Source organism: Pricia mediterranea (assembly GCF_032248455.1).
Classification (GTDB): Bacteria; Bacteroidota; Bacteroidia; order Flavobacteriales; family Flavobacteriaceae; genus Pricia; species Pricia mediterranea.
On record NZ_JAVTTP010000001.1, the window covers coordinates 3685909 to 3699863 of the forward strand.

Sequence of the window (13955 nt, forward strand, 5' to 3'; positions counted from 1 at the left end):
CTTTATAGCTTTAAAAGCACCAATAAATGAACACGAATAAACTTCAAATCGAAATAGAAAAAATTCAGCACACTCGGAAAGCGCGGAGAATGGAGCGGATTTTAGAGCGTAAAAAAGGGGTTAGCGATGTTTCTGTTTCTACTTCAGGAGTAATAGTAATGAAATGGGATGCCGATCAAACGAATCAATCTAGTATTATTGAATCGATCGAAAAATTAGGGCTGAACATCGTCAATGTAGAAAATTATAATGATCATGTAGACAAAAAAGAAGATAGCCATAATACCCATTCCGGTCTCCGAGTTTTAGGAGAAAACACGGAGCTTTATTTTGCCGTATTCAGTGGTGTTTGTTGGGTTACGGGTTTCGTTCTTTCCTTTTTTTCTAGCATCGATGAAAGCATAGCTACTACGCTTTTCATTATTGGGGCGGCTTTTGGAGGGGTCTTCACTTTCATCACCGCGGGCCAGGATTTACTCCGGGGAAAGTTTGAAATAGATTTCCTCATGTTGTTTGCAGCCATAGGCGCAGCGGTTCTGGGAAAATGGGGAGAAAGCGCTTTGCTGCTGTTCTTGTTCAGTCTGGGGCATGCCCTAGAACATTACGCCATGAGAAGGGCGAGAAAATCCATTTCGGCCCTTTCCGATCTGGCTCCTCCCGTGGCGTTGGTCAAACGCAATGGCGAATTGACCCAAGTACATATTGAACAGCTCGAATTAGGAGATATTATCGTGGTAAAACCCAATACCAAAATTGCTGCCGACGGCGTGGTTACGAATGGAACGAGCCCGGTCAACCAAGCGGCTATCACCGGCGAGAGTGTACCGGTAGATAAACGCCCCAGTACCAACTGGCAAAGCCAAAACGAGGTTAAAAAGCTCCTTTCGGAACATCGTGTATTTGCGGGTACCATGAATGGTAGCGGCGTACTGGAAATTAAAGTATTGAAGCGGGCTAAAGACAGTACACTTTCTCGATTGATCACCTTGGTCAAGGAAGCCGAAACCCAGAAATCGCCGACGCAGCATCTTACCGATAGGTTTGAAAAATATTATGTTCCTTCCGTATTGGTCACAGTGATGTTGCTCATGTTAGCATTCCTAGTTATTAACGAGACCTTTGAACAGAGTTTTTACCGGGCAATGTCCGTGCTGATTGCAGCATCGCCTTGCGCCTTGGCCATTTCCACACCAAGTGCCGTATTGGCAGGAATAGCAAGGTCTGCGCGCCAAGGCGTTTTGATCAAAGGGGGCCGTCCACTTGAAGATTTAGGAGGAATAGGCGCCATTGCCTTTGACAAAACCGGGACGCTCACCGAAGGCAGACCGACCCTGACCCACGCTATTCCATTTGGAGCGATTACCAAAGCGCATCTATTAAAAATAGCTGTAGCAGTGGAAGCATTGAGTGACCATCCTTTGGCAGCTGCTATCGTTGAGGCGGGGCAGCAGGAATTGGGGGGTATCGATATTCCGGAGGCTCAAAACTTGAAAGCATTAACGGCAAGGGGCATTCAAGCCAATTGGGAAGGCAGCTTGATCCATATCGGCAATCGAAGGCTTTTTGAAGAATTGACGGGGAAAAAAGTTCCACAGGAAATTGATCTAAAGATGGCGGAACTGGAAACAGGAGGACATACCGCCATGATCGTTCATCAAGATGAGGAATACATGGGCATTATTTCCGTAATGGACATTGCCCGACCTGAAGTTGTTGCTACCCTTGCCACTTTGAAAAAAATGGGTTTAAAACGGATGGTTATGCTCACGGGGGATAATCAGAAGGTAGCGGATGCAATCGCGAAAGATATAGGAATTACCGACCCCATGGGCAGTTTGCTCCCTGAGGATAAAGTGAATGCCATAGAACAGTTAAAACAACAAGAGGGAAGTGTAGCAATGGTGGGTGATGGCGTAAACGATGCCCCGGCTATGGCAAAAAGTACCGTCGGTATCGCAATGGGCGCGGCAGGTTCGGACGTTGCCTTGGAAACAGCGGATATTGCATTGATGGCCGATAAATTGGATAACCTCCCATTCGCTATCGGTCTGAGCAGAAAAGCGAAACAAATTATAAAACAAAACCTGGTTATTAGCTTAGGCATGGTAGCCCTTTTAGTTCCCTTGACGATTATGGGAACAATAGCAATCGGGCCTGCCGTGGTGGGTCATGAAGGTTCTACGCTGATAGTCGTGATGAACGCTTTGCGGCTTCTAAGATATGAATTGTAAAAAAAGCTTTTGAAAACGCTGGACCTTAGCGAAACAAGAAAATTTAACAAAATTATATCCATACAACTGATTATAATCATGTTTATTCACTACCGAAGGGCTTAGTTTTGGCACTAAATCAGTAAGCTTAATGTTTTATTAAAATCTGTAGTGCTATAATCCATATCGCTTTGACGTACGACATGATTTTCTATCTTTGAAACTATGATGGCCAAGCTATTTTCCATATGTATGTCAGGCTTGATTCTGATCCAAAGCTTTGATATTGCCATGGAGGACATTGTGCAATTCGACGAGCTTTTGGAACATGCCGAATTCCACGCTGAGGAATATGGGGACAATATCTTCGTATTTATCTCAAAGCACTACGGCGAACTAAAGGAACAGCATAATAAAGACCATCAGGAAGAGAAAAAGGACCATGAAAAATTGCCTTTTCAAAACCATTGTAGTTGTTCTTCAACGGTGGCCATTGTGTCCGATAAGTACGTAGTGTCTTTAACCTCGTTTCCAAACCTCGATGGTGAGACCAATTTTTACTATCCCGCCCTTATCTCTTCACTTCACGCAATAGGACGGTTTCAACCTCCTCGATCCGCATAATTCGTCTCCCATATAGGTGAGATCCGCATGTTAATAAGGTCAAAATCCAATGGATTTTGATGTATTCAGTAATCCATATTAACAATGAATTATGCTATCACGTATTATCGATTTCAGTATTAAGAACAAGCTTATTGTTCTTCTTTTTACCGCCTTTATTGTTGGATTCGGACTGTATTCGCTTTCCCAGATTCCAATAGGTGCGGTTCCCGACGTGACCAATAACCAAGTGCAGGTCATCACTACGTCGCGCAACCTATCGACGCAGGATATGGAGCAGTTTATCACCTATCCCGTGGAGCTGGAAATGGCCAATCTGCCCGGTGTCAGGGAAATCCGTTCCGTCTCGAAATTCGGGCTGTCCGTCGTGACCATTGTCTTCGACGAGGATATGGGTACTTATCTGCCGCGCCAGCTCATTGCCGAGAAGATCAAATCGGCTTCCGAAAAAATCCCTGACGGCTTCGGTTCGCCCGAAATGGGGCCCATTTCAACGGGCCTGGGCGAAATCTATCAATATATTCTCGACGTGGAACCGGAATACAAAGACCAATATTCCGCCGAAGATCTGCGCACGATTCAAGATTGGATCGTAAAACGACAGCTTTCGGGCATTCCCGGGGTAGTAGAGGTAAATACCTGGGGCGGTTTTCTAAAACAGTACGAAGTCGCGATCAATACCGAAAAGTTGAACGCGATGGACATCACCGCCCAAGAAATTTTTACCGCTCTTGAAATGAACAATAGTGTAAGCGGTGGGGGGTATATCGAAAAGGTAAACCAAGCTTATTTTATACGCGGCGAAGGCTTGGTCACCTCTTTGCAGGATATTGAAAATATCGTTGTCAAAAATAAAAATAACGTGCCCATCTATGTGAAGGACGTCGCCGAAGTGGGCTTCGGCAGTGCCATGCGCTTTGGCGCCATTACCGGCAATGGCGAGGGTGAAAAAGTCCTTGGTCAGGTCATGATGCTCAAGAATGCCAACTCAAAAAAAGTTATCGATGCGGTTAAGGAGCGTGTGGCCTTTATATCGGAGTCGTTGCCCGAGGGGGTTTATATCAATGCCTTTTTAGACCGAAGCGAACTCATTGCCAAAACCACCTTTACGGTTGCCGAGAACCTTATTTTGGGTTCCCTGATCGTAATTTTTGTAGTGGTTCTGTTGTTGGGGAATTTTCGGTCAGGGTTGGTAGTGGCATCAGTAATTCCCTTAAGCCTACTATTCGCACTTTCGTTGATGTACATATTTGGTGTGGACGCGAATTTGATGAGCCTCGGGGCCATCGATTTCGGGATCATCATCGATGGGGCGGTGATCATCGTGGAGTTTATTGCTTTCAAAATTACAAAAAGAAAGGACGAGATCGCTACTTTGGCGCGCTTGTCCTCCGATGAAGGGAGAACGAAAAAACAGAAGCTAAAAGATGAAATAACGTTTACCGGTGCCTCCAAAATGATGAACTCGGCCATTTTCGGGCAGCTGATCATTCTTATCGTTTTTATCCCCATTTTATCGCTGAGCGGGGTGGAGGGGAAAATGTTCAAACCTATGGCTTTGACCTTTAGTTTTGCGTTGATAGGGGCCATGATCTTGTGCTTTACCTATGTGCCCGTGGCGGCGGCATTGTTCCTAAAACCTACAAAGTCATCGGATAAGAATATTACGGTGCGTTTGATGGGCTGGCTACATAGCCGGTACGATCCCATTATCGATTGGGCGTTACGCAGTAAGCGGGTGGTATTGGGAATTGCCTTCGTGCTTTTGGGCATTTCCGTTTATCTCTTTACGGTCATGGGCGGCGAATTTGTGCCCACTTTGGACGAAGGGGACTTCGTAATACAACCGGTTCTAAAAACTGGGACATCGCTGAGCAAAACCATAGAAACGACTACCCAGATCGAAAAGATATTGATCGACAATTTCCCCGAAGTCAATCAAGTGGTCACCCGGATCGGGGCCGCGGAAGTGCCAACGGATCCTATGTCAATGGAGGAGAGTGATGTAATCATCACCCTTAAGCCCAAAAAAGAATGGGTCTCGGCGGAAAGCAAAGACGAACTGGCCAATAAATTCAAGGAAGCCCTGTCAGTGATACCGAATATGGAAGTGGAATTTACACAGCCTATCGAGATGCGTTTTAACGAACTGATTACCGGGGTACGGGCCGATATTGCCATCAAGATTTTTGGGGAAGACCTCGAGGTGCTTTCCAAAAAGGGGAACGAGATCAGATCGCTCATTGAAAATGTCGATGGCGCAGCTGACATCATTGTGGAAAAGGTGGTAGGATTGCCACAGATGAACGTGACCTATGATCGCACGAAAATCGCGAGATACGGACTAAACATCCAAGAGGTGAACAATTTGGTTTCCATGGGTTTCGCAGGAAAAACAGCGGGCAGTGTTTTTGAAGGGGAAAAACGTTTCGATCTGGTCATGCGGTTGGATAAGGCAAACCGTCAGGACATAGATAACCTTAGCAACCTGTACGTCGATTTGCCCACGGGCGGAAAAATTCCCTTGAATGAGCTGGCCGAAGTGACCTATAAAAAAGGCGCCGCTAAAATTTCCCGTGACGATACCAAGCGCAGGATTGTGGTAGGTATCAATGTTCGCGACCGCGACCTTCAATCCGTTGTGGACGATGTCCAAAAGTTGATCGATGAAAATATCGAGTTGCCTGTCGGATATTCCATTACCTATGGGGGACAATTCGAGAACCTACAAAGTGCAAGGTCAAGGTTATTGGTGGCGGTACCCATTGCACTCATCCTTATTTTTATTCTCTTGTACTTTGCATTTAAATCGGTCACGGAAGCCTTATTGATTTATTCCGCCATACCCCTTTCGGCCGTGGGCGGCATATTGTTGTTATGGATTAGGGGAATGCCGTTTTCCATTTCGGCCGGGGTCGGGTTTATCGCCCTTTTCGGGATTGCCGTACTGAACGGTATTGTACTGATCGAACATTTTAAGGAACTCAAAAAAGAAAAATTCGATTCTATGGAAGCCCTCATAAAGCAAGGCACCCAAGACCGGCTGCGGGCCGTATTGTTGACGGCATCGGCAGCAGCTATGGGCTTTCTGCCCATGGCTATCTCGACAAGTGCGGGGGCCGAAGTGCAACGCCCGCTTGCCACGGTGGTGGTCGGGGGGCTATTCACGGCAACCATTCTTACACTTGTGGTACTTCCGGTGCTCTATGCCTATTTCAACAAAATTAAAAATGGTGGATGGAAACCGGCAACCTTTAAGAAAAGGGCCACGGGGCTTCCCATTCTTCTATGCTTTTCCATCATGAATGTCAGCGCCCAGTCAACTCCGAAAACGCTTCAGGATTTGGTTCCCCTGGCTATGGAAAATAACGCGGGACTAAAGGCGGTCGAATTCGAAAGGGAACGTACCGATGCGCTCGTAGGAAGCGCATTCGACATAAACAAGACCGAATTCTACTATGGATATGATCAGAGCAACCTCGGTAGTAATAACCAACCTTTGGACGTGTTCGGGGTGCAACAAGATTTTTGGTTCCCTACGGTCTATTTTGCGGAAAAGCGGGTCAACAAGAAAAATTATGACCTGGCCCAAAGCTTTTACGAAATTCGTAGAAAAAGCTTGGTGCGCGAGGTGACCGCAGCGTATTATGAATTGCAATACGCACGGGAAAAGGAAGCTATCTATAGCCGTTTGGATAGTCTTTATTCCGATTTTGCCGATCAGGCGGCACGAAGGTTCGAACTAGGCGCCACCACGTATCTGGAAAAAATCACGGCACAGTCCAAACGCCGCCAAATTTCCGTCCAGTCCGAAAAGGCGCAAAAGGATGTGGCCATAGCCCTCAACGGCCTCTTGAATCTGGTCCAGGCCGAGGAGCCGATGGAAATCGCCGTCGAGCCCGTGTTCAAAGTTCCTTTGGAAAATGCTGAGCTAGCGAATAGTCCGGAATTGCGTTACTACGATGACAGGATTTCCCTGGCCAAGGCCGCCCGTGGTCTTGAGCAGCATAAATTGTTGCCTGACATTTCGCTCAATTACTTTCAGGGCAGCAATCCTGACCTTGACGACAATCTGCACGGTTATCAAGTGGGACTGAAAATTCCCCTATTTTTTGGGGGACGGGCGGCTCGCATCAAGGCATCGAAGATAGCATCCGACAAGGCCCTGGAAGAATCCAGATCGTATACCATCCAATTGGAAGCGCGCCTGTTGGAACTCCGTAACGAGCTGAGAAAGTATGAAGAGGCAGTAGCCTACTATGAAGAAGAGGGCACCCAGCTATCCGAAGAAATCCTAAAGACCGCGAACGGAAGCTTTAAAAATGGCGAGATCGATTTTTATCAGTACATCCTAAGTCTCGAAAATGCATATCAGATCCGTTTGGATTACTTAGATAATCTCAACCTGTACAACCAAACGGTCATCCAAATAAATTATATCACCTTCTAAGAAAATAACAAATGAAACATTTACGATATAGCACGTTCGTTCTAATGGCCTTCCTAACTGTACTAGGTTGTGGCAACGGCAATACGGAAAACGCGGAAACACAGTCCGAGAAGATACCGGATGGCCGTATTAAGGTAACCCAGGCCCAATTCGACCAGACCGGGATGGTGTTGGGCACGTTAGAGGAAAGAGAGTTCCCTTTCATCGTCAAAGCGACCGGCATGATAGACGTGCCGCCGGAGAACCGGTCGGTGGTCAGTGCCACCATGGGCGGTTATATAAAGACCCTGCCCTTGCTTATCGGCGATGCGGTCGAAAAAGGGCAGGTACTTCTCAGCATAGAAAATCCCGAATTCGTGACCCTGCAGCAGGAATATATGGAAGTAAGCGGGCAGTTGGATTACCTTAAATCCGAATACGGGCGCCAAAAAACCCTGTACGATGAGAATATCACCTCCCAGAAGAGCTATTTAAAGGCGGAGAGCGATTACAAGATGGCCCGAGCCAAACATGATGGGCTTCGCAAACAACTGACCTTGGTCAATATTTCCCCTGGCGAGGTCGAAGCCGGTAATGTGACCACTACGACTACCTTATATGCCCCTATTTCCGGAAGCGTGACCCAAGTGAACGTGAGCAGGGGAAGTTATGTGGCACCCGCTACGCCTATTCTGGAAATTATCGACAACGAACATATCCATTTAGAGCTTTCCGTATTTGAAAAGGATATTATGAAAATCAAAAAAGGCCAGGATATCGCATTCAAGATTCCCGAAGCCTCTTCCGATACGTTCGAGGCCGAAGTATATTTGGTGGGCACCTCGATCGGGGAGGGGCGCACTATAAAAGTACACGGTCATTTAAAGGATGAAGAAGGAGAAAACTTTTTGACCGGAATGTTCGTGGAATCCAATATTGTGTCTGCTGCGACAACCGCGAGAGGCCTGCCGAGCGAATCCATTGTTGGTGCCGACAATAAAGATTACGTGTTGGTGCTCGATGAAGAACTGAACGGCGATTATTATTTCAAACCGGTAGGGGTAAAGGTCAAAAAAAGTCATGCAGGATTCACGGCCCTCGACAATGAAAACGAATTTGGGGCATCGGACCAATTCTTGGTCAGGGGAGCATTCGATATTTTTGGGGAATGATATAGGTTTTAAAACGTATCAGTACCTAGACAGCGAATAATCTTCGACGCAATTTTCAAATAAGGATGAAGATTTTGTTGATAATCGATATAGGCCGAGCCATAGCGTTCTTTATTCCGTTGGGATCAGAAATGGCGAAAGGGATCGCTGAATCGGTTCGGGGCATCACGGGGGTCAAAAAGACGGAGGGTCATCCCAAGATATACATTCATCGAGCGATAAGAATATAAAGCGTTCCGACGACTATCGCTCCCCCGAACACATAACTGACCAACTTCCCCGTGTTCTTTGAGGCTTTGGTGAAGGCAATCCCCAATTTCACTAAGGTATTGCTCAAAGTGGCGGCAACGATAACATTAGTGGCGAGTTGAAGTTTAGCGCTTTCCAGACTAAATTTCGCCATACTTATCGTAATGGCCGTTGTGTCTGCAAGCCCCGCGATCATCGCGGAATAATAGAGTCCTTTTTCCCCGAAATAGAGGTTGCCGTAATGCACGGCATAGAGAATCACTACGTAAATGCCCGCAAAAGTAAGTGCGTTCAAAATATTTAACGGGTTGCCCATTTCAATTTTTGTAGCCGCCTTCCCCGAATCCCTTTTGATGAACAGGAGGGCGGGTATCAGGCAGATCAGGGCAAGCAGCGTCATGGGAACCGCCAAATAGGTCAAGATCGTGGTGTTGAAGATGGCCACCAGCAGCGCAAGCCGTGGAAACATGATGGCGGAGGCAATTATTATTCCCGCACTGTATTCCCTGGAAAGTTCTGGCTTTTCCCGACTTTTCGCGGCGTAGTCCCAAGTAACGGCCGTACTTGAAATCAACCCGCCAAGGATAGCGGTGAGTAAGATTCCCTTTCGCGACCCCACGAACTTGACCAAAAAGTATCCTATAAAATTTAAAAAGGATACCACGACTACGATCAAACCGATTTCGTAGGGATTCAATAGATTATCGGGCCCAAAATCCTGATCGGGCAGAAAAGGTAAGATCAAAAGGGCAAGTACTACAAATTTGATAAAGGCGAAAAGCTCTACGGAGGTAATATTCTGTATCAGCGAGCGGAACGTCGTTTTCAGGGAAAGTAGGGTAACCACGATTACAGCTGTGGCTACGGCGTCGCGATACCAACCTTGCGAGACCATGATGCCGAGTACAAAAGTGGTCATTAGAGCCAGGTTCGTAGTGATTCCCAGGGGCACCTCTATCCGGGTCTTGACTACATGTTCTACCCCGAGAAATAGAATGAACGAACCCAGCCCAACGATCAAGAACCACGGAGTGAACGTATCGGACATAGTACCGAGAACATACCCCAATATCGTTACTATGGGAAAGGTGCGGATACCCGCAAAACCTTTTTCGTCCTTAAGCTTGTCGTACTCCCTTTCCAAGCCCAAGATCAAGCCAATACCCATACTTATGAGTACCCCCAAAAGATAGGAGTCTATCAAGTCAATTAATTTTTGGTCGAATTGCATATCAAATTGACACTTAAAGCGGTTTATTGCTCTCAAAAACAGTTCAAACTATACACTTTAGTACATTCCACCTGAGCTTCCAAAAAAAAATTTGGTCCGAGCGGTCGGCAGTCGCAGCGGGCAGTTTTTCGCTTACTGCTTACCGCGACTGTATGCCCACGGGCACTGTAGCCGAAACTCTGGACCCAGTATCGTAGATTAGACGTTCTTCGTAGCGCATTTAGTTTCGCAAGTGCCGTACGAAGCATAAAGTTAGGTTTTAATTGCGACTATTTCAGGATTTGAAACGGTGCCATAGAACCGATCAAAGACCAAGCATGCCGTTAGATCCCCCGTTACGTTAACAACTGTCCTGAACATCCCCAGAATCCGGTCTATCCCGATGATAACAATTAGACCATCGACGGGGATTCCGGCACTCTGTAGTACCGACGCGAGAATAATCACTCCACCTCCTGGAATGGCGGGCGTGCCAATGGAAGCGGCGACGACAGTGGCGGTAATCAGAACTAGGCTGACAAGCGAGAGTTCAATGCCATAGGCCTGTGCCATGAACAGGGTTGTTACGCATTGAAATAGAGCGGTTCCGTCCATATTAATGGTCGCTCCGATCGGAATGACGAAATCGCTGATATTGGCAGACACTTTCAACTCTTCATTTGCCGTTTTCATGGACACCGGCATAACGGCCGCGGAGCTCGCAGTGGAAAAAGCCAACAACTGGGGTTCCCTGATTGACCGTAAAAATGTAAAGGGATTTTTTTTTGCGAACAGGAGAACCAGCATAAGATAGAAGGTAAGCAAGATGATCAATCCAATAATGACCACTAGCATATAATATCCGAGACCAAGGAATATCTCGACCCCTATTCTCGATATCAAGGCAGCCATTAGGCCAAATACGGCATAGGGTACGAGCATCATGGCCCATGAAACCACGATCATGCAGATTTTCTGTACGGCTTCGGTAAACCGGATTATGGGCCGGGCCGTCTCATCACGCAGCTGGGTAATCGCGACCCCAATAATTATAGTAAAAATGACAACTCCCAACATTTCCCCCATCAAAATAGATTCCAAAGGGTTATCGGGAATAAGGTTGGAAATAGCCATCGGAACATTCTCAAAAAGATCGGTCTGTTCGACCGGGATAGTTTCGTTTGTTCCGCTGTTGGGCAAACCGCCGAGGGAGTACACATAGCGACCGGGTCTCATGATAAGGGTAATGACTGTGCCTATGCTTATGGCAATCGTGGTGGTAAAAACGAAGTAGAGCAACAGTCGAAGTCCGAATGTCTTTAGGTTATCAGAGGTGTTGCTGACGATTCCTGAAACAATCGATGCGAATATCAAGGGGATCATGACCATTTGAACAAGCCGCATAAAAATTTGACCTGGTAAATCGAGCCAATTGGCCAACCATGAACTAAATTCTTCCGAAACCAGTCCGGCCGAAGGGTTGAGAAAAATACCCATTACCGCGCCGACCACTAGGCCAATGATAACTTGGAGCCATAAGCGGCCTTTTACTAGGCTTTCTAAATGAACCGATAAGTTCTTGAGAGGTCTGGATTCTAACATAATTGCATCGGAGTGGTGGGCATTGATCACCCATTTAAAATGGTTTGCTTTCCGGGAGGCCAAGACCTACTATTCAGTACGTCTTCTATTCGGTAGTCCGATTAAGTCAATCCTGTTTACCTTGGCCCTTGGTGGAAAAATGAAGGAGCGCCGCAATTCCCCTAGACTGAACTGTTTTTTGAATTCGGAACGTGTACCAATGAATTCCGACACGTTTTATCCCTGTCTTCATTGTCCCTGGATTGAAAATTACCGGGACGTAAGTTCTTAAGCCCACTGGACTTAAACAATGACTTTGGTCAGTAAACTATTTTCGCAAACTTTATTGTTCTTCATACCCCTGATCTGGGATTTGGAGTTTACCGTCGGCTGACCTACGCAGGGTATTATCACGGGGCTTGACATGAGACGAACGGGTAGTGAAGCAATTCCACTATCTCGCTGCTTCCCGATGATGCCCCATATTTTAGTACAATCGACGATGCTGCCTTAACCTGCTGACTTGCTGGAGAAATCACTCACAAAATTGGGATTATCTAGTATCGTTTCGGCGATTACCTCCTTAACGTCCATAGCGAATCTGTGCAGTTGAAGATTGGCACCGGTCTGTTTGAATTCTTCGAAATGGCCGTACGCAAACACACCGTGCCACCGGATCAGTGAGGTAATTTCATCTATTGGTACCGACACCATGGTATGATCTCTCTTCGAATCTATTCTATGACTTTAGAGGTGTAGCCGATGATGTTTTCATCGTCATTAGGTCCATTTAGTAGAAAGCTTAAAATCTGGTTTCCGTCCATTTTCCGCGTGTGCCGTTATTTTTGGGCGACATGGCTCGCTTAATGTAGGAAAACCCCCTAAAGATTCGAAAAAAAACATCACAAAAGACCAGTGAATTCCGGGTATTAACGAACCCCTGACCGGCCGTTTACAAATGGCGGGGGGAACTGATCAAGGTCATTTCATTTGTTATTACGATATGCTACTTTAGGCTCCAATCAAGAAGTATTCACTTAAAATTCTACATCATGAAACGTTTACTACTACTATTTGCTGTACTGATGTCAATGCCTTTTTATGGCATCTCACAATCTGTATCCGATATTAATAGGCCCACTATCGGAGGACTCGACGAAGTCGCCCCTTTTAGCGAAGGTATGGCGGCCGTCAGAAAGGGAGAGCAATGGGGCTTTATCGATAAAGAGGGCCACTTGGTCATCGATTTTAGGAGCGATTTGGTATGGAACCGCCAAGCTTCAAATGCGCAAGGGGTTGCTGGCATCCGATACCCCGAATTTAAAGGAGGTATGAGCATCATTTCAAAGAGAACGGAAGAAGACATTCCGCTCTATGGGTTTATAAACACGAAGGGCGAAACGGTCATTGAACCCGAATTTGTGAACGTTAGCCCTTTCGAAGCCGGTCATGCGGTCGGCATCTATGCAAATAAAACCCACAGGGGAAAAAACGAGTTTCAACTTGACATCTATGATTATGGTTTTACCGAGGTATTGCTCAATAAGGAAGGCGAAATGATATGGCCAGTTCAACAACGACAGGGCATCATCATGTCGAAAAGACGGTTTAAGTTGCCGGAATTGAGAACCAGGTTGCTGTCCGAAGACCTTTTGACGGTCAAGGACAATAATAATAAATGGAAAATTGTAAAAATGACACCGGGTGGCGAGTAAAAAGGCGCATCGAAGACTTCTCGATAAATACTTGGATGATAACGAAGATCAGCATGCCCCCATGGATGCCCATACCTTGAACTGGGTTAGTATGCCACGGTCTGATCTAGGTCACTATAGGTCTCGGTAAAAGCGTATCGCTTTGTGAGACCAAACGATAAAAAGAGAGGCCCACTAAAGACAAAGAAGGTACTGCAGTCGGCAGTTCTCAACATAAAAACAGTTTAAATATATATCTTATGGAATATCATATTAGTACAACAGTCGGAGGAACCTTTGAGGAGATCATTTTAAGGGTAAAGGACGAACTCGAAAAAGAAGGCTTCGGCGTGTTGACCGAAATAGACATCAAGAATACCTTGGAAAATAAACTGGACGTGGATTTCCGAAAGTACACCATTCTTGGGGCTTGCAATCCCGGATATGCCCATAATGCCCTAATGACCGAGGATAAAGTAGGTACCATGTTGCCGTGCAATGTTATCGTGCAGGAAAAAGAAGACGGCAAAATCGAGGTGGCAGCGGTAAACCCAAAGGCCTCCATGATGGCTATTGAAAACCCAAAACTAGAGCAACTGGCTGCCGATGTTACCCAAAAGCTAAAGAATGTCATAGACGTACTATAGTTTGTCTTTAGTTCTCTTTAACACATTGGGCTGTCAGTTGTTTTCAATTCTCATGAACGGATTGTTTTCCTTCGTTCCAAGTTATTTCTTTGTTAATCTTAAACTTGGTACATTTTTTTAAAACAGTTCTAAAGGAGGG

9 protein-coding genes are annotated in these 13955 nt (G+C 46.1%); 6 read left to right on the forward strand and 3 right to left on the reverse strand.

Annotated features, from left to right (window positions below):
• Positions 1 to 26: 26 nt before the first annotated feature.
• The 4 genes from RQM65_RS15305 to RQM65_RS15320 all read left to right on the forward strand — a co-directional run bounded on the left by RQM65_RS15305 (position 27) and on the right by RQM65_RS15320 (position 8435).
• Positions 27 to 2231, forward strand: coding sequence for a heavy metal translocating P-type ATPase (locus tag RQM65_RS15305; protein WP_314016289.1), 2205 nt, complete (start codon positions 27 to 29; stop codon positions 2229 to 2231).
• 231 nt (positions 2232 to 2462) lie between these two features.
• On the forward strand, positions 2463 to 2834 hold the full coding sequence (locus RQM65_RS15310) for a hypothetical protein (RefSeq protein WP_314016290.1): 372 nt from the start codon (positions 2463 to 2465) through the stop codon (positions 2832 to 2834).
• 91 nt (positions 2835 to 2925) lie between these two features.
• Positions 2926 to 7284 carry a CusA/CzcA family heavy metal efflux RND transporter gene (locus RQM65_RS15315; RefSeq protein ID WP_314016291.1) on the forward strand — a complete coding sequence of 1453 codons (4359 nt, stop codon included), beginning with the start codon at positions 2926 to 2928 and terminating at the stop codon, positions 7282 to 7284.
• A gap of 11 nt (positions 7285 to 7295) precedes the next feature.
• A complete protein-coding gene (locus RQM65_RS15320) occupies positions 7296 to 8435 on the forward strand; it encodes an efflux RND transporter periplasmic adaptor subunit (RefSeq protein ID WP_314016292.1) in 1140 nt (379 codons plus the stop codon).
• Between the two features lie 208 nt (positions 8436 to 8643).
• Here the strand turns inward: RQM65_RS15320 and RQM65_RS15325 are convergent, their stop codons facing one another.
• From RQM65_RS15325 to RQM65_RS15335, 3 genes are all read right to left on the reverse strand, one after another.
• Positions 8644 to 9888: an MgtC/SapB family protein gene (locus tag RQM65_RS15325; RefSeq protein WP_314016293.1), complete on the reverse strand. Its 1245-nt coding sequence runs from the start codon at positions 9886 to 9888 to the stop codon at positions 8644 to 8646.
• A 279-nt stretch (positions 9889 to 10167) separates the two neighbouring features.
• Positions 10168 to 11496: a dicarboxylate/amino acid:cation symporter gene (locus RQM65_RS15330; protein WP_314016294.1), complete on the reverse strand. Its 1329-nt coding sequence runs from the start codon at positions 11494 to 11496 to the stop codon at positions 10168 to 10170.
• Positions 11497 to 11985: 489 nt separating this feature from the next.
• Positions 11986 to 12189: a hypothetical protein gene (locus tag RQM65_RS15335; protein ID WP_314016295.1), complete on the reverse strand. Its 204-nt coding sequence runs from the start codon at positions 12187 to 12189 to the stop codon at positions 11986 to 11988.
• 338 nt (positions 12190 to 12527) lie between these two features.
• Between RQM65_RS15335 and RQM65_RS15340 the strand changes: the two genes are divergently transcribed.
• Both RQM65_RS15340 and RQM65_RS15345 read left to right on the forward strand, forming a co-directional pair.
• Entirely contained in the window at positions 12528 to 13190 is a 663-nt protein-coding gene (locus RQM65_RS15340) for a WG repeat-containing protein (RefSeq protein WP_314016296.1), read from the forward strand.
• A 239-nt stretch (positions 13191 to 13429) separates the two neighbouring features.
• The gene (locus tag RQM65_RS15345) at positions 13430 to 13816 is read left to right on the forward strand and encodes a DUF302 domain-containing protein (protein ID WP_314016297.1); all 387 of its coding nucleotides are present in this window, start codon (positions 13430 to 13432) and stop codon (positions 13814 to 13816) included.
• Positions 13817 to 13955 lie beyond the last annotated feature (139 nt).

Bases quoted from the DNA above. Each gene is read 5' to 3' on its own strand.
- RQM65_RS15310 (WP_314016290.1), top strand. From the start codon at position 2,463: ATGTCAGGCTTGATTCTGATCCAAAGCTTTGATATTGCCATGGAGGAC.
- RQM65_RS15340 (WP_314016296.1), top strand. From the start codon at position 12,528: ATGAAACGTTTACTACTACTATTTGCTGTACTGATGTCAATGCCTTTT.
- RQM65_RS15345 (WP_314016297.1), top strand. From the start codon at position 13,430: ATGGAATATCATATTAGTACAACAGTCGGAGGAACCTTTGAGGAGATC.
- RQM65_RS15330 (WP_314016294.1), bottom strand. From the start codon at position 11,496: ATGTTAGAATCCAGACCTCTCAAGAACTTATCGGTTCATTTAGAAAGC.
- RQM65_RS15315 (WP_314016291.1), top strand. From the start codon at position 2,926: ATGCTATCACGTATTATCGATTTCAGTATTAAGAACAAGCTTATTGTT.
- RQM65_RS15335 (WP_314016295.1), bottom strand. From the start codon at position 12,189: ATGGTGTCGGTACCAATAGATGAAATTACCTCACTGATCCGGTGGCAC.
- RQM65_RS15305 (WP_314016289.1), top strand. From the start codon at position 27: ATGAACACGAATAAACTTCAAATCGAAATAGAAAAAATTCAGCACACT.
- RQM65_RS15320 (WP_314016292.1), top strand. From the start codon at position 7,296: ATGAAACATTTACGATATAGCACGTTCGTTCTAATGGCCTTCCTAACT.